Annotated in this window: 14 protein-coding genes; 12 read left to right on the forward strand and 2 right to left on the reverse strand. The window is 69.8% G+C overall.

Features of this window, described 5'->3' with window-relative positions:
- The first annotated feature begins 37 nt into the window (after positions 1–37).
- From metG to ACIRQF_RS14885, 10 genes are all read left to right on the forward strand, one after another.
- Positions 38–1,645 carry a methionine--tRNA ligase gene (gene metG, locus ACIRQF_RS14840; RefSeq protein WP_404092307.1) on the forward strand — a complete coding sequence of 536 codons (1,608 nt, stop codon included), beginning with the start codon at positions 38–40 and terminating at the stop codon, positions 1,643–1,645.
- 252 nt (positions 1,646–1,897) lie between these two features.
- Positions 1,898–2,290 (forward strand): SseB family protein, encoded by a 393-nt coding sequence (locus ACIRQF_RS14845; RefSeq protein ID WP_376627626.1) that lies wholly within the window; start codon positions 1,898–1,900, stop codon positions 2,288–2,290.
- Complete coding sequence (locus ACIRQF_RS14850) at positions 2,287–2,934, forward strand: hypothetical protein (protein ID WP_404092309.1); 648 nt, start codon at positions 2,287–2,289, stop codon at positions 2,932–2,934. The genes ACIRQF_RS14845 and ACIRQF_RS14850 overlap by 4 nt, the downstream gene beginning before the upstream one ends.
- A complete protein-coding gene (locus ACIRQF_RS14855) occupies positions 2,934–7,496 on the forward strand; it encodes a putative T7SS-secreted protein (RefSeq protein WP_404092853.1) in 4,563 nt (1,520 codons plus the stop codon). Before ACIRQF_RS14850 ends, ACIRQF_RS14855 begins: the two co-directional genes overlap by 1 nt.
- Position 7,497: 1 nt before the next feature.
- On the forward strand, positions 7,498–7,989 hold the full coding sequence (locus tag ACIRQF_RS14860; RefSeq protein WP_404092312.1) for an Imm50 family immunity protein: 492 nt from the start codon (positions 7,498–7,500) through the stop codon (positions 7,987–7,989).
- Entirely contained in the window at positions 7,976–8,383 is a 408-nt protein-coding gene (locus ACIRQF_RS14865; RefSeq protein WP_404092315.1) for an Imm50 family immunity protein, read from the forward strand. The genes ACIRQF_RS14860 and ACIRQF_RS14865 overlap by 14 nt, the downstream gene beginning before the upstream one ends.
- Positions 8,384–8,759: 376 nt before the next feature.
- Positions 8,760–8,975, forward strand: a complete 216-nt coding sequence (locus ACIRQF_RS14870) for an HNH/endonuclease VII fold putative polymorphic toxin (RefSeq protein ID WP_404092855.1) — start codon at positions 8,760–8,762, stop codon at positions 8,973–8,975.
- Positions 8,975–9,367, forward strand: a complete 393-nt coding sequence (locus ACIRQF_RS14875; RefSeq protein ID WP_404092318.1) for an Imm50 family immunity protein — start codon at positions 8,975–8,977, stop codon at positions 9,365–9,367. The genes ACIRQF_RS14870 and ACIRQF_RS14875 overlap by 1 nt, the downstream gene beginning before the upstream one ends.
- Before the next feature lie 395 nt (positions 9,368–9,762).
- Entirely contained in the window at positions 9,763–10,071 is a 309-nt protein-coding gene (locus ACIRQF_RS14880) for a hypothetical protein (protein ID WP_404092321.1), read from the forward strand.
- 233 nt (positions 10,072–10,304) lie between these two features.
- A complete protein-coding gene (locus ACIRQF_RS14885; protein ID WP_404092893.1) occupies positions 10,305–10,487 on the forward strand; it encodes a hypothetical protein in 183 nt (60 codons plus the stop codon).
- Positions 10,488–10,545: 58 nt separating this feature from the next.
- Here ACIRQF_RS14885 and aspS read toward each other — a convergent pair whose 3' ends face one another.
- On the reverse strand, positions 10,546–12,363 hold the full coding sequence (aspS, locus tag ACIRQF_RS14890) for an aspartate--tRNA ligase (RefSeq protein WP_404092324.1): 1,818 nt from the start codon (positions 12,361–12,363) through the stop codon (positions 10,546–10,548).
- A 142-nt stretch (positions 12,364–12,505) separates the two neighbouring features.
- On the opposite strand from aspS, the gene ACIRQF_RS14895 reads away from it, so the two are divergent.
- Both ACIRQF_RS14895 and ACIRQF_RS14900 read left to right on the forward strand, forming a co-directional pair.
- Positions 12,506–14,596, forward strand: a complete 2,091-nt coding sequence (locus ACIRQF_RS14895) for a SpoIIE family protein phosphatase (protein ID WP_404092327.1) — start codon at positions 12,506–12,508, stop codon at positions 14,594–14,596.
- 390 nt (positions 14,597–14,986) lie between these two features.
- A complete protein-coding gene (locus ACIRQF_RS14900; RefSeq protein WP_404092330.1) occupies positions 14,987–15,802 on the forward strand; it encodes an MBL fold metallo-hydrolase in 816 nt (271 codons plus the stop codon).
- 150 nt (positions 15,803–15,952) lie between these two features.
- Here ACIRQF_RS14900 and ACIRQF_RS14905 read toward each other — a convergent pair whose 3' ends face one another.
- Positions 15,953–17,026: an AI-2E family transporter gene (locus ACIRQF_RS14905; protein ID WP_404092332.1), complete on the reverse strand. Its 1,074-nt coding sequence runs from the start codon at positions 17,024–17,026 to the stop codon at positions 15,953–15,955.
- Between the last annotated feature and the right edge of the window lie 117 nt (positions 17,027–17,143).

Consider the following 17,143-nt stretch of genomic DNA (forward strand, 5'->3'; position numbering starts at 1 on the left):
GCAGGGGCAGTGGCTCCCGGCCGTTAAAATTCGCACCATGGCGGCCACTGGATCCGAGAAGCAGGGAACGAAGGCGTACTACGTCTCGACCCCCATCTACTACGTCAACGACGCTCCTCACCTGGGCCACGCCTACACGACCGTCGCAGGCGACGTGCTCACCCGCTGGCACCGCCAGCGCGGTGAGAAGGTGTGGTACCTCACCGGCACGGACGAGCACGGTCAGAAGATCATGCGCACCGCGGAGGCGAACGGCGTCACTCCCCAGGAGTGGTGCGACAAGCTCGTCGAGGAGGCCTGGAAGCCCCTCTGGGAGCACCTGGGCATCGCGAACGACGACTTCATCCGCACCACCCAGAAGCGTCACACCGACCGCGTCCAGGAGTTCGTGCAGGACCTGTACGACAGGGACGAGATCTACAAGGGCGGCTACGAGGGCCCGTACTGCGTGGGCTGCGAGGAGTACAAGCTCCCGGGCGATCTCATCGAGGCCGAGGACGGCACGAAGCTGTGCCCGATCCACAAGAAGCCGGTGGAGATCCTCAAGGAGGAGAACTACTTCTTCAAGCTGAGCGAGTACGGCCCGAAGCTGCTGGAGTTCTACGAGGCGAACCCGGGCTTCATCCAGCCGGAGTCGGCCCGCAACGAGGTCGTGAACTTCGTCAAGCAGGGCCTGCAGGACCTGTCGATCTCCCGCTCGACCTTCGACTGGGGCATCCCGATCCCGTGGGACGACAAGCACGTGATCTACGTGTGGGTCGACGCGCTCCTGAACTACGCGACGGCCGTCGGCTACAACGAGAACCCGGCGAAGTTCGAGGAGACGTTCCCGGCGAACGTGCACCTGGTCGGCAAGGACATCCTCCGCTTCCACGCGGTGATCTGGCCGGCGATGCTCATGGCGCAGGGCCTGCCGGTCCCGGGCCGGGTGGCGGCGAACGGCTGGCTGATGGTCGGCGGCGAGAAGATGTCGAAGTCGAACCTGACCGGCATCAAGCCGCAGGACCTGACCTCGCACTTCGGCGTGGACGCGTACCGCTGGTACTTCCTGCGCGCGATCGCGTTCGGCAGCGACGGCTCGTTCTCGTGGGAGGACTTCACCGCCCGCTACACGTCCGAGCTGGCCAACGACTACGGCAACCTCGCCTCGCGCGTGGCGGCGATGGTCGGCAAGTACTTCGGCGGCGCGCTGCCGGCTGCGACGGCGGACGGCGACGCGGAGAAGGCGATCCACGAGGGTCTGGCGAAGGCCGTGGCGGCGGCCGACGCGAAGATCGGCGAGGAGCTGGACTTCCAGGGCGGCATCCTGGCGATCTTCGACTTCGTGAAGCAGGTCAACGGCTACATCACGGAGCAGGAGCCGTGGAAGGTCGCCAAGGACGAGTCCGAGGAGGGCCGCGCCCGCCTCGCCACGATCCTGTACACGGCCGCCGAGTCGCTCCGCGCGGTCGCCGTCCTGCTCAACCCGATCATGCCGGAGACCTCGCAGGCCCTCTGGGAGTCCCTGGGCGCCGAGGCGTCCCTGGGCGCCCTGGCCGCGCAGCCGGTGCAGTCCTCCGCGACGTGGGGACAGCTCCCGGCGGGCGCGACGGTGACGAAGGGCGCGGTCCTCTTCCCGCGCCTGGAGGACCCGAAGAAGGACTGACCCTCCTCCCGTAGCCACACCGCAGCGGCCGCCGCCCCTCACGGGGACGGCGGCCGCTGTGTGTCGTCCGGGGACCCGTCACGAGGGCGACGAATATCGGCCGAATGTTCGTTGCTCGTGGAAATACGCACATGGCAGCATGGGCGAGTGATCGACAACGGGGACGACGGGGCGAGGCCTCAAAGAGTTTCGAGACTGGCCGAGTTGGCGAACGGTCCGGCACCGGTGCCGCCCACGACGGCGGTGACCGGGATGGCCGCCGACGCGCCTGCCGATGACCCGGCCCTGGCGCGGCGGGAGTTTGCGCGTTTGCTGGGCGAGTTCCGGCGTACGGCGGTGCTGGTGCCGTTCGACGCGTCCGGGAGTCTGTGGACGGCGGACTTCAACGGGGTGCGGTGGATCTGCGCGTTCTCGGACGAGGAGGCGCTGGCCCGGTTCGCGGTGGCGCGGGGCGAGGCGGGACGGGAGTGGGCGTACCGGACGGTTCTGGGTGCGCGGCTGCTCGACGTGATGGTGCCGATGCTGCCCGGTCCGGGCGGGGTGGCGCTGGACGCGGGCAGTGCGGACGGGATGGTGTTTCCGCCGGTGGCGGGGATCGTCCCGGACGAGGTGGCAGTGGATCTCGGGGGAACGGGGAAGCAGTGAGCGGGGACGATCCTGATCTGGCGGTGCCGCCGGCGGCGCTGGCGGAGATAGCGAAGGGCATCGACCTGGCGCATTCCGAGCTGAAGGATCTCGGGATGGTCGGTCAGGCGTCGGTGGGGCGGGGTTTCTCGGATCTGGCCCTGTCCGGGCTGGAGTTGGGGCACGGCGGTCTGACGTCGGAGTTCGAGACGTTCTGTGGCCGGTGGGAGTGGGGTGTGCGGGCGCTGGCGATGCGGGGGAACGGGTTCGCGCAGGGGGTCGGACTGTCGGCGGGGTCGTTCGCCGAGCAGGAGCAGTACATCAAGGACACCTTCAAGATCGGTGTGAACGCCCTGAACGGCAATCCGCATCTGTCCGAGGACGAGGTCAAGCAGATGAGCTGGGAGACCGTCCGCGACCAGAACACGTGGGACGGTGCGGACTGGAGCCCGGAGTCGTTCTCGAAGGCGCACGACGAGGTCAAGCAGACCTGGAAGAACACCGGCTACGACGTGATGGACGCGGAGCTGGACCAGATGGAGCGCTCCGGGCTGATCGACCCGCGCGACCGCGACCTCATGGACGCGAAGCTGAAGGAGAAGCTCGCCCCTGACCAGGCGACGGTCGACCAGGCCGAGGAGCCGCGGTGGGGGGAGAGCCGCTGATGGTCGACTGGAAGGGGTGGGGCGACAAGATCGTCGACGGGGTCGACCGGGGGCTCGACCGGGGCAAGGAGCTGGTCGGCGAGGGCGTCGACTACGTCACCGACAAGACCGGGCAGGCGCTGGACAAGGCCGGTGCGCACGACTGGGCGGACGCCGTCGAGGACTGGGGCGACGAGACCGCCTCCTCCCTGGGGGCGGAGGTCGGCGAGCAGCAGCTCGGGCAGACCGAGCAGGCGGACGAACTGATCCACGGCAAGCCGGACAGGATCACGGCCGCGGTGAAGAACCTGCGGGACTTCCAGAAGGCCTTCGACCTGGTCGGCGGCGGGATGAAGAAGCTGGACTCCGCGCACTGGAAGGGCGCGGCGGCGGACACGTTCCGGGAGAAGTTCCAGACGCTGCCGACGGACTGGCTGCACGCGGCGGACGCGATGGAGAACGCGGCCAAGGCGCTCGAGACGTACGCGCACGCGGTGACCACCGCGCAGGGCAAGGCGCGTGAGGCGATAGCCCTGTACAAGGAGGGCGACAAGGACACCAAGGACGCGGACGAGGCCTTCCGGAAGAAGTCCGCCGCCTACGAGGCGGCCCGCGACAGCGACAGCCCACTGCCCCACCCGGGCACGTTCACGGACCCCGGTGAGTCGAAGCGGAAGCGCGCGCAGGAGATCCTGAACGCCGCCCGCAAGGCCCGGAACGAGGCCGGCGAGACGGCGAAGGGCGCGGTGCGCGCCGCCCTCGCGCACGCGCCGAAGGAGCCGACCGGCCTGGAGAAGGCCAAGCTCGAGCTGATGGACTACGGGGTCGGGCAGGGCTTCGAGCTGGCCCACTTCGGCGGCGGCATCGTCAAGGGCACGGCGGGCCTGCTCAACTTCGTCCGCGCGGTCAACCCGATGGACCCGTACAACCTGACCCACCCCGCGGAGTACTACAAGGGCGTCAACACCACCCTCGCCGGCCTCGTCTCGACCGCCGCCAACCCGGACCGGGCCCTGAAGAACGCCTGGGACGCGGCCAAGGGCGACCCCTCGGAGTTCCTCGGCCGACTCGTCCCGGAACTCATCGGCACCAAGGGCGCGGGCGGCCTGAAGTCGCTGACACGGCTCAAGCACCTGGACGACGTGCCGGGAGGCTCCAAGCGGCCCGGTCGCACCGCTCAGACGGAGGACCCCCACGGCGCCGGACGCAAGCCGGACGAGAAGTGCGACTGCGGCGACCCCGTGGACATGGCCACAGGACGGGTCTTCCTGCCGCAGACGGATCTGGCCCTGCCTGGCGCCCTCCCACTGGTGCTCGGCCGGCACTACGAGTCCTCCTACCGGGCAGGACGCTGGTTCGGGCCGTCGTGGGCGAGCACGGTCGACCAGCGTCTGGAGATCGACGCGGAGGGCGTGCTCCTGCTCTGCGAGGACGGCAGCCTCCTCGCCTACCCTCACCCGGCCCCCGGCGTACCGGTCCTGCCCACACACGGCACCCGGCGCTGGGCCCTGGACCGGGACGCGTCGGACGCCACGTACACGGTGACGGACCCGGAGACGGGCCTCGTACGCCACTTCGCCACTGTCGGTAACGGGGACGAGGCCGTCCTCGTCCAGATCGACGACCGCAACGGCAACTGGATCACGGTCGGGTACGACGCCGACGGCGCACCCACCGAGATCGCCCACCACGGCGGGTACCGGCTCCGCCTGACCACCGACGGATCCCGGATCACGGCCCTGCACCTGGGCGACCAGGAGATCCGCCGCTACGGCTACACCGACGGTCACCTCACCTCCGTCGCCGACTCCGCGGGCCGCCCGCTGTGCTTCGGCTACGACGAGCGCGGCCGGATGACGTCCTGGACCGACAGCAACGGGCACCGCTACGAGTACGTCTACGACGACCACGACCGGTGCGTCTCCCAGTCGGGCCGGGACGGCGTCATGGCCGGCCGTTTCACCTGGGGCGACGGCGAGACGACATACACGGACGCCCTCGGCCGCACGACCACCTTCCAGGTGAACGACCAGGCCAGGGTCACGGCCGAGACGGCACCGGACGGCGCGACCACGCGGTCCACGTACGACAGCCGGGGCCGCCTGCTCTCCCGCACGGACCCCCTGGGCCACACGACCCTCTTCGTCTACGACGACGAGGGCCGGCTCAAGACCGTCACCCGCCCCGACGGGCGGACCACGACGGCCGAGTACAACGCCCTCGGCCTGCCCACCAAGGTCCGGCGCCCGGACGGCACGACGGTCCACCAGACGTACGACGAGCGCGGCAACCGCACCTCGGCGACGAGCCCCTCGGGCACGCGGACGGAGTTCGCGTACGACGACCGGGGACGGCTCACCACGGTCAGGGATCCGCTGGGCGGGGTCACGCGCGTCCGCAGCGACGCCGCGGGACTCCCGATCGCGGTCACCGATCCGCTCGGCGCGACGACCACGTACGGCTACGACGCCTTCGGCCGCACCGTCCTCGTCACGAACGCGGTAGGGGCGGTGATGAGGCTGGAATGGACGCCGGAAGGCCGTCTCGCCCGCCGCACCGCGCCGGACGGGTCCGTGGAGACGTGGACCCACGACGGCGAGGGCAACTGCCTCACCCACACCGATGCCGTCGGCGGCACCACGACCTTCACCTACGGGGACTTCGACGTCCTCGCGACCCGCACCGACCCGGACGGGACGCACTACTCATTCAGCCACGACGCGGCCTTGCAGCTGACGGGCGTCACCAACCCTCAGGGTCTGACCTGGTCGTACACCTACGACGGGGCGGGCCGCACGATATCCGAGACGGACTTCGACGGCAGGACCCTGACCTACACGCATGACGCGGCGGGCCGCCTGGAATCCCGCACCAACGGCGCCGGCGAATCGGTCCGATTCGAGCGGAACGCACTCGGACAGCTGCTGCGCAAGGACGCGGGCGGCGCCGTCACGACGTACGAGTACGACGTCTTCGACGAACTGGCGATGGCCGTGAGCCCGGACGCGACACTGACGCGTATGCGGGACCGGTACGGCCGCCTGATGTCGGAAACGGTCAACGGCCGTACGCTCACCTACTCCTACGACGAGGTGGGCCGGAGAACGGGCCGGACGACCCCGGGCGGATCCGCGAGCTCGTGGCGGTACGACGCGGCAGGCCGGCGCACGGAACTGACCACGTCCGGCCGGACGATGTCCTTCGCGTACGACGCGCTCGGCCGCGAACTTCACCGTACGGTGGACGACTTCGCCTCCCTGTCCTCGACCTTCGACGAAGTGGGCCGGCTGACCGGGCACGAGGTGACGAGCCGCGGTCACCGCCTCCAGCAGCGGTCGTACCACTACCGCGCGGACGGCAACCTCGTCGGCATCGACGACCACCTCGCGGGGCCGCGCCGCTTCGACCTGGACACGGCGGGCCGGGTGACGGCGGTCAGGGCGGACCGGTGGACGGAGCGGTACGCGTACGACGAGGCCGGCAACCAGACGGACGCCGACTGGCCCCGCGACACGGAAGCGACGGGCCCGCGCGCCTACACCGGCACCCGGATCGTCCGAGCGGGCGGCGTCCGCTACGAGCACGACGCACAGGGCCGGACGGTCCTGCGCCAGAAGACCCGCCTCTCGAGGAAGCCGGACACCTGGCGCTACACCTGGGACGCGGAAGACCGCCTCACGTCCGTCACCACCCCCGACGGCACGGAATGGCGCTACGTCTACGACCCCCTGGGCCGCCGCATCGCGAAGCACTCGCCCACGGAAACCGTGCACTTCACGTGGGACGGCACCACGCTGTGCGAGCAGTCGACGGAAACCCTCACCCTCACCTGGGACCACGCGGGCCTGCGCCCGCTCGCCCAGACGGAACGCCGCCGGGACACCGACGAGGCCCGCTTCTTCGCCATCGTCACGGACCTGATCGGCACCCCGACCGAACTCGTCGACGAGACAGGCGAACTGGCCTGGCGCTCCCGCACCACCCTCTGGGGCACGACCTCCTGGACGACGTCGGCCACGGCCTACACCCCACTCCGCTTCCCGGGCCAGTACTTCGACCCCGAATCCGGCCTCCACTACAACTACTTCCGCTACTACGACCCGGAATCGGCCCGCTACCTCTCACAGGACCCACTGGGCCTGGCTCCGGCACCGAACCCGGCGACGTACGTCCACAACCCACATACGTGGGCGGACCCGCTCGGGCTGGCGCCGGATGATTGCCCCAAAACGCCCAAGGTCGGCCGCACGCTTGCCGACGTCAAAGCGCAAGCACTGAGGGAGGCTGGAATCCCAGAGGGCGCCGTCCCGCTTGAGGTAAACGATTGGGCGAAGGCGACGAAACCGGAGTACGAAGGGGGCGGACAGCTCCTAAATGCGAACAACCAGCCGATCTATTACCGGGAAGAGGTCTACGAGCACCCCAACGGTCAGGATCTCGTCGTATTCCAGGACCATTGGTTCGGTCACCGGGAGCCCGGCGAACCGGGGCACCAGCCGTCACACGTTCATGTGAGACCGTTTGACAACACGCGGAACGGTCACATTCCCGGCACAGAGAAGCATTACTACTATGACCGATAGAATGAACATCGCCAACCTGGAACTGCTCACGTCCCTGTATGGAGAGATCCCCACCCTGAGCGGACTCCGCCTGCGCTCCATTAATGTGAACTGGCGAGGTCCGACTGTCACCTTGCGCGTCGACCTCCCCGAATTTCCCGAAGCAATTCCAAAAGATTGGCTGGAATCGGGGGTCGACACCATTCAGTGTCACCTACAGTTCCTCGCCGTGGCAGACCTCTCCCTGACGACTTGGGCGCCACCTGCCTGCAACGTCTCTTTCAGCGTGCAACCCCTGGAAGGCGAAAGCAGGGTGAGAGTGGAAGCGATCGCCCCTGAAGTAAATCTACACTTCACCAGTAGCCAGTCCGTCCTCGTCGGACACGTGAGCGCCTTCAGGGCACAGCCTGACGGGTCGGATTCCGGCCCCCATCTCTTCACACGCATACTGGACAGGCGACTTCACCATTCGCTCCCCGAGCCTAGCGAAAAGACGTTCTATGAGCGCCTCTGAATGGACTTCTCTTGTCGACCCGGAAGGTACATTGAGCGGCCTCTTCGGGGCCACTAACCTGCCCCTTGCCTCCTGCGAGCTGTTCTACCTGCAGATCGACGAGCGGGAGCGATCCGTGACCATCGGATTCGAGACGCCGAACCTGCCGCCGCACCCGCCCGCATCATGGGGCGAACGGCCGTACAACATGTTTGAATTCTACCTGGAATTCACGGACGTTTCCGGACTGTCGATTTCCGGGTGGGCCGCCAGCGCACGCGCAGGAATCGCGTTCGAAGCTCACGGGAGCCGATCAGTGCGAGTGTCCATCCGTCACGCCGACACCCATCTCCATTTCACGGCGACAGGATCCTCGGTGAGTCGGTTGCACCCCTACCTTGCCGGCGGTGAATAGCGACACCGGCCGTGAGCACGAGAAGGGGGCTACCGTTGCGTTCGAGGATCGCCGCCCCCGACGACGTTCCGTCGTCTTCCGTTGCGACGGTGCGCAAGGGCGACAAGGCCCGGGACCCGTCCGCTCGCGGACTGTCCCGCCACTGAGGTCGTGAGGCCGACAAGGTACGAGGCGCCCTCCTGTGCAGCCGCTCCCTCCGGGTTTACGGGGACGCGCGCGGATCGAAAGGGCGCGGGCGCCCTTCGCGCGACCGCCCCTCCCATCAAGGTCGCTGCCTCAACAGGCAGGCCGCCGGACGGAACTGACCACGTCCGGCGGGACGATATCCAGACAAATCGCCAAGGTTCCCATGACGGATCGATCGGGTCATCAAGTCATGACCGAGGACGGGAAACCGATCATGGCTCGCGAATACCGCTACACACGGGAGGACGGAAGTCAGGCGATCACACAAGATCACTCCGCGGGTCATTACTGCAACGAAGGCGGCGTTGGCGACCAGGAGGCGCATTACAACGTGCGCCCCGTCGAGAACCCTCGAACCGCCACGTTCCCGGGACAGCGAAAGATTACGAATACTGACAGGATATAATGAGCTGGGTCTCTCTACTCGTAAACCCCGCCGGCATCGAGCGAATCTACGAAGGCCGCGTACCAGATCTCACTGGAGTGCATTTCCACAGCGTTGAACTCAACAGAGAAGGCCCGTCTCTGCTCCTCCGATTCGACATGCCCTCCTATCCCGAAAATCTACCCCATAAGTGGCAGAAGCAAGGATTCAACGTCGTTCAGGTGACCCTGGGACTGTCCGGAGTGGAAGAACCCATATTGCACGGCTTCGCAATCGATCCTGTGGCCGACATTTCTCTGAGATCACAGGAAAGAATCACGCTCGACGTTCACTCTGCCTCGCTGCGACTTCACGCGACGGCGGCCACCGTCTACGTCGCCAACATCTCTGCGTACCGAGCCTGCCCCGAATGATCGGCTCCCCGAGTCAGCCGCTCCGACGCATGCCCGGGCAACCTCTTGGAACGACAGCCAAGGAGACGTCGCGGCCTCCCTGGGAGAGGCTCCGCGCGTCGAACGCCCAGTGACCCTCGCCCCTGACCACGAACTGCTCGGTCGAGGTGCAAGCACTGATCGAAAAAATTGGAGCTGTGGCTGTGACCGGCATGGAATTCCTCGCCTCCTTCCTCACCACCGGAGAGCTGTAAGGCCTCGGCGGCGGCTCGACGCTCGACGAGGTCGACCGGGCACTCCCCCACCCCTTCGTCGACGTCGTCGGGGAGGAAGGGGATTGGCTGCGACGGGACTACGGGCTCGTCGAGTTCGCCTTCACCCCGGAGCCGGATCCGGGACCGGCGTCGGAGTGGCTCGTGGCCACCGTGACGGTCCAGTTGCACCGCCTCGCGTCCGACGACGACCTTGCGTGTGCATGGGAGCGGAGCACGGGCGTCGCGTTCCCGCGGTACACCTCCTGGGAGGAGTTGCGCGAGGAGCTCTCCCGAACGCACGGGATCCCGGAACTGAAGGTCACCGACCAGGGCGGGTTCCTCCAGTACCGGGCCGCCTCCTCGAACGTCTCCGTCCTGGTGGTGGACGACCGTGACGAGGAGCGTGGCGAGCGCGTCGGCGACGGCGACGTGTGGAGCCTCGATCTGTGGGCGCCGTTCCGATCGGGCTGACGGGGGAGCAGGAGGGCTCGGAACCGCGAGAAGAGCTCCTATGAACGCCTCTGACTGGGCCTCGCTCGCCATAGCGAGAAGGCCCGGGACCCGTCCGGTCGCGGGCTGTCCGGCCACTGAGGTCGTGAGGCGGACAAGGGGGCGAGGCGCCCGCCTGGGGCAGCCGCTCCATCCGGGTTCGGACGGGGGGCCGTTCGGGCCCCCATTCCGTGGCGAGCCAACCCAGGCCACAGGTGTCGAAGACCGGATCCGGAACGGGTGCGGTCAGCATCCGGTCAACCGGGTTCCCGGACATCCACCCCACACCCGGCGGACCGCGCTACGCCACGCGGAGGGACCTCGTCTACGGCGAGGACGTCACCGTCGCCGGGTGGACCGTCTCGACCCACGACCTTCCTCGCTACGAGAACGAGTGAGGCCCGGACCCGTCGCACAGGACGACGGATCCGGGCCCCTCGCAAGGTGCCGGCAGGCTTACCGCGCCGCGTCCGGGTGGACCGACTCCGTGATCGGGCGGTCCTCCGTGGCCTTCTTCTCGACCGGCTTGCGGAGCTGGATGTTCAGCTCGCGCAGGCGGGACTCGTCCAGCTCGGTCGGGGCGCCCATCAGGAGGTCCTGGCCGTTGCCGTTGAGCGGGAAGGCGATGATCTCGCGGATGTTGGGCTCGTCGGCGAGGAGCATCACGATGCGGTCGACGCCCGGGGCGATGCCGCCGTGCGGCGGGGCGCCGTACTCGAAGGCGCGGAGCATGCCCGCGAACTCGGCCTCGACGGTCTCGCGGGAGTAGCCCGCGATCTCGAAGGCCTTGAACATGATCTCGGGCTCGTGGTTCCGGATCGCGCCGGAGGAGAGCTCGATGCCGTTGCAGACGATGTCGTACTGCCAGCCGAGGACGTCCAGCGGGTCCTGGGTCTCCAGGGCCTCGAGGCCGCCCTGCGGCATGGAGAAGGGGTTGTGCGAGAAGTCGATCTTGCCGGTCTCCTCGTCCTTCTCGTACATCGGGAAGTCGACGATCCAGGCGAAGCGGAAGACGTTCTCCTCGAACTGGCCCGCGCGCTTGGCGGCCTCGACCCGGACCGGACCCATGATCTTGGAGACCTCGTCGAACTCGCCGGCGCCGAAGAACACCGCGTGGCCGGGCTTGAGGCCCAGACGCTCGGTGAGGACCTTGACGTTCTCCTCGGTGAGGAACTTGGCGATCGGGCCGGTCAGCGCGTTCTCCTCGCCGACGCGGACCCAGGCGAGGCCCTTGGCGCCGAGGGAGACGGCGAAGTCGCCGAGGCCGTCGAAGAACTTGCGCGGCTGGTCACCGGTGTCCGGGACGGCGAGCGCGCGGACGTGCTTGCCGGCGAAGGCCTTGAACTCGGAGTTCTCGAAGACGTCGGTGATGTCGACGAGCTCGAGGTCGGTGCGCAGGTCCGGCTTGTCGTTGCCGTACTTCAGCATCGACTCGCGGAACGGGATCCGCGGGAACGGGGAGGTGACGGGGCGGCCGCCGCCGAACTCCTCGAAGAGCTCCGTCATCAGCTTCTCGATCGGCTGGAAGACGTCCTCCTGCTCGACGAAGCTCATCTCGACGTCGAGCTGGTAGAACTCGCCCGGCGAGCGGTCGGCGCGGGCGTCCTCGTCGCGGAAGCAGGGCGCGATCTGGAAGTAGCGGTCGAAGCCGGAGATCATCAGCAGCTGCTTGAACTGCTGCGGCGCCTGCGGCAGCGCGTAGAACTTGCCCGGGTTCAGACGGGACGGGACGACGAAGTCGCGGGCGCCCTCGGGGGAGGTCGCGGCGAGGATCGGGGTCGCCATCTCGTTGAAGCCGAGGGCCACCATCTTGGAACGGATGGAGGCGATGACGGCCGAGCGCAGCATGATGTTGCGGTGCATGCGCTCGCGGCGCAGGTCGAGGAAGCGGTACTCCAGGCGCCGCTCCTCGTTCACGCCGTCGTCGGCGTTGATCGTGAACGGGATCTGCTTGGCCGCGCCCAGGACCTCGACCGTGGCGGCCTCGATCTCGATCTCGCCGGTGGCGAGCTCGGGGTTCACGTTGTCGGCACCGCGCGAGACGACCTTGCCGTCGACGCGGACGACCGTCTCCTTGGTCAGCTTGTCGAGGACCTCGGCCGCCGGCGTACCGGGGCGGGCGACCAGCTGGGTGATGCCGTAGTGGTCGCGGAGATCGATGAAGAGGATGCCGCCCAGGTCGCGCCGATTGTGCAGCCAGCCGCTCAGCCGGACGTCGGTGCCGACGTCAGAGGCGCGGAGCTCGCCGCAGGTGTGGGACCTGTACCGATGCATCGTCGTTCATCCAGTTCTTCGGGATCCTTGGTGGGTGCCGGACACACACACGTCCAGCCGTCCCAGGGTACCGGGACACCCAAGATCGCGATTCGAATACTCTCAGTGGCGACCTGCTGTCCGATATTCATAAAGTGGGGCAATGCGCACCGAGGACGTCCTGGCCGCGATCGCGACCGGCCTGTGGCGCTGGGACAACGCTTCCGGGGTGGTCACCCTCGACGCCGAGGCGGCCCGGCTGCTCGGGCTGCCCGCCGAACCCGTGCAGCTCACCGAGGCGGCGGTGCGTTCCCGCTTTCATCCGGTCGACTGGAACGAGATCGACGGGGTCGTCGCCCTCGCCGTCGCCGAGGACACCCTCGCCGAGGCCCGGCTGCGGATCATGGACGAGCGCGGGCGGGTGATCCGTACGGTACGGAGCAGGTCGAAGCCGCTGATCGAGGGCGACGACTACCGGCTGGTCGGCACCCTCCAGGAGGTCGCCGAGCCGCAGCCCGGCACCGCCGCCCGCACCCCCGTCACGGGCGACTGGCGCCGCTCCCGCGAGGCCTTCCTGCTAGACGCGGGCCGGGCGCTCGCCGAGGCCCGGTCGACGGCGGAGGTGCTGCGGGTCGCGGCCTCGCTGTCGATGCCGGGGTTCTCCCCGGACGGGCTCGCCGTGTTCGGCATGTCGGGCGAGCGGCTCACGGTCATCGGGCACCACGGGCACGGCGACGGCGACGAGGGGCCGTTCACCTCGATGACCCTGGACACCGACTATCCGGCCGCCGAGGTCGTCCGGACGGGGCGGGCGATCTATCTGCCCACCGAGGAGGAGTACGCGCGCCGCTTCCCGATGACCTGGCCGCTGGCCCGGCGCTTCGGCCGCCACTCCTGGGCCTTCGTCCCGCTCGTCGTCGCCGGGCGCACGATGGGCGCCTGGATGGCCGCGTTCAAGCACCCCGTGGCCTTCACACCGGACGAGCGGAGCGTCCTGACGACGGTCGCCCGGATGCTGGCGCAGGCGCTGGCGCGGGCCGGGGTGGCCGAGTCGGAGCGCGAGCTGTCGCTCGGTCTGCAGCGGACGATGATGCCGGTGCTCGGGCCCGGGATCCCCGGCATCGCGGTCGCCGCGCGGTACGTGCCCACGGGCGGCGGTCTCCAGGTCGGCGGCGACTGGTACGACGTGATCCGGCTGCCCGGCGGGGCCGGAACGGGACGGATCGCCCTGGTCATCGGAGACGTGCAGGGGCACGACGTGCGCGCGGCGGGGCTCATGGGCCAGCTGCGGATCGCGCTCCGGGCGTACGCCTCCGAGGGTCACCGTCCGGACGCCGTGCTGTCCCGGGCCTCGCGCTTCCTCTACGGCATCAACGACGGCACGGACGGCGACGAGGGCGCGTACGGCGGGTCCCGGTTCGCGACCTGCCTTTACCTGGAGGTCGACCTGGACTCGGGCGTGGTCGAGATCGCCCGGGCCGGGCACCCGGACCCGGCGGTGCGGATGACCGACGGGACGGTCCTGCTCCGGCCGACGGCCGGCGGCCTGCCCCTCGGCATCGACCCCGACACCGACTACCCCACCACCCGGCTCACCCTGGAGCCCGGCGAGACCCTGATGATCTGCACCGACGGGCTCCTGGAAACCGGGGGCCACGACCTGGACAGCGGCTGGGAGCGGGTCAGGAAGCTGCTGGAGGCCGATGCGGGCGAGGACCTGGAGGAGCTCGCCGACCGGCTCGTCGAGGCCGTCCACGGTCCGGGCTCCCACCACACCACCGGTCCGCTCGCCGACCGCCGCGAGGACGACATCGCGGTCCTCCTGCTGTCCCGCCAGGGCACGGCCGTGCAGGAGGCCCCGCGGCGCACGATGATGACCGTCGCCCAGGCCGAGCCGGAGCGGATCGCCGCCGCGCGTGAGCAGGTGCGGCAGCTGCTGCACGACTGGTCGGACCCGGACCAGGTCGACTCGGCGGTCCTGATGGTCTCCGAGATGGTCACCAACGTCCTCGTCCACACCGACGGCGACGCGCTGCTCGTGGCCGAGGTCGTCTGCCTGGGGAACGCCCGCCGGCTCCGCGTCGAGGTCGCCGACGCCAGCGACGAACTGCCCCACCGGCGCCACCCAGGCGAGATGGCGTCCAGCGGGCGCGGGCTGATCCTCATGGAGATGCTGGCCGACGCGTGGGGCGTGGACCCGCGGGGCGAGGGCAAGGCGATCTGGTTCGAGCTGCACGAGTCGGGCTCGGCCTGACGGGTGCCACGCGGGGGTCCGCGGGCTGCCGGGCGCACTCACGGGCGCGGGCCCGCCGCGCGGGCGGCCGACGCGGGCCGGGCGTCGGGCGGGCGGCCGACGCGGGCCGGGGCCGGGCGCGGGCCGGAGCCGGGCGGGGCCGACCGGGGCCGGGCGGGGCCAGGCGGGGCCAGGCCGAAGCAGGGCGGGGCCAGGCGGGGCCAGGCGTGAGACGGCGCGGGACGGGTGGGAGCCGCGCGGAGGCCGGGCGCGGGCCGGGCGGAGGCCGGGCGCTGGCCGGGCGTGAGCCGGGCGGAGGCCGGGCCCGGGCCGGGTGGCCTGGCGAGCGGCCTCCGGCCCCTCGCAGGACACTGGTGGAGTACGGCCGCCGGGGGAACCACGGAGCGCGACATGGACACCCACAAGGTCGGCAGCGACACCACGGTCCTGGCAGACAGCCTCGAAGTGCCGGGGATCGGGCACATCCCCGTCAACGCGTACGTCCTCACGGCCCGCGAACCGGTCGTCGTCGACACCGGTATCTCGCTCTCCGACCGGGACTTCGTCGCCGCCCTCGGCTCGGTGATCGACCCGGCCGACGTGCGGTGGATCTGGCTCACCCACCCCGACCGCGACCACACCGGCGGCATCTTCGACCTCCTCGACGCCGCCCCGGACGCCAAGCTGGTGACCACGTTCATCGCGGCCGGGATCATGTCCACCGAGCGGCCGCTGCCCATGGACCGGGTCCACTTCCTCAACCCCGGCCAGGCCCTCGACGTCGGCGACCGGGTCCTCGACGCCTTCCGGCCCCCGCTCTTCGACAACCCCGCCACCGTCGGCTTCTACGACGGGAAGACCCGCATCTGCTTCAGCTCCGACTGCTTCGGCGGCCCCATGCCGACCGCCGAGCTCGCCGAGAGCGGCCACGCCAACGACCTCAAGCCGGAGGAACTGCGGAACGCGCAGCTGCTGTGGGCGACGGTGGACAGCCCCTGGGTGCAGATCGTGGACCCGCTGAAGTACGGGACGTGGGTGGACCGGATCCGGCAGATGAACCCGGAGATCGTGCTGAGCACCCATCTCCCGCCGGCCGTACGGATGACCGGCCGCATGATCGAGACGATCACCATGGCCCCGGACGTCGACCCCTTCGTCGGCCCGGACCAGGCGGCCCTGGAGGAGATGCTGCGCGCCTTCGAGCCGGGCGGACTGACGCCCGCGTAGCCCCGGCGCCCGGACGGACTCCGCCGGCCCCGGCCACCCAGGCAGCCCCGGCCTCCCCGGCCGCCCCGGCCGCCCCGGCCGCCCCGGCCGCCCCGGCCGCCCCGGCAGGCGCGGCAGCCCCGGCCGCCCCTGCGGCCCCGTCACCCCGGCCTACTCCGTCGCGTCCGCCCCCGTCCCGTACCGGCTGCGCAGCTCGCCAAGGACCCCGAAGAAGGCGGCCGTCAGCGGTACGGCGAGCAGCATGCCGAGGATGCCGGCGACCGATGCCCCCGCGGTGATCGCCAGCATCACCACCGCCGGGTGCATCTGCACCGTCCGGCTCTGCACCATCGGCTGGAGCACGTTGCCCTCGATGACCTGGACGGCGAGGACGACCCCGAGCACCCACAGGGCGATGACGAAGCCCCGGTCGGCGAGGGCGACGAGGACGGCGACGGCGCCGGACAGGAAGGCGCCGAGGTACGGGATGTAGGCGGTGACGAACACCAGCGCGGCGAGGCCCACCGCGCCCGGGACCTGGAGGACGAGCAGGCCGATCCCGATCAGGACCGCGTCGACGAACGCCACCAGGGTGGTGCCGCGCATGAAGCCCTCGACGGCCTCGAAGGCGCGTCGCCCCATGGCCTCCGCCGTGTCGCCGGTCGAGCGCGGGGCGAGCGAGCGCAGGACGTCGGCGGCGCGGTCGGAGTCGCGCAGGAAGAAGAAGATGAGGAGCAGGGCGAGGACCGCGGTGGCGAGCATCTCGCCGACGACGCTGAGCCCCGAGATCACCCCGGAGGCGGCCGTCCCGCCGAACTTCTCCAGGAGCTTCTGGGCGTTCTTGGCGAGGTCGTCGAGGGAGGTGCCGGCCGCGCCGAAGTGTTCGGCGATGTCGACGGCGGCCTGCCGCAGCGAGGCGACGATCTGGTCGCCGGTCTCGACGATCGCGGCGACCACGATGTACGTGGCGCCGCCGACGACCGCGAGCACGGCGAGGACGGTGAGCCCGGCGGCGAGCGACTTCTGCACCTTCATGCGCAGCAGGCGCCGGTAGAGGGGGCCGAGCAGGGCGGTGCCGAGGAGGGCGAGCAGGACGGGGGTGACGGCGGTCTTGAAGGCGACGCACAGCCAGATGAAGACCGCCGCGACGCCGGCGACCAGCAGCGCGACGACGCACCAGGCGGCGGTGCGGCGGGCGCCCTCCGGCAGCAGCGGGCGGTCGGCGGCGGGTCGTTCGGTGGGCACGCCTCCACCGGACCACGCCGCTCGGCGTGTCGTCGCGCGTTCGGCGCCGTACGGGTGACGGCTCGTCAGCACGGGCTCGGGGTGGAGCGGACGGGGCGCCTCTGCCCTGTTCTTCGT

Source organism: Streptomyces sp. NPDC101191 (assembly GCF_044767915.1).
In the GTDB taxonomy this organism is placed as follows: domain Bacteria; phylum Actinomycetota; class Actinomycetes; order Streptomycetales; family Streptomycetaceae; genus Streptomyces.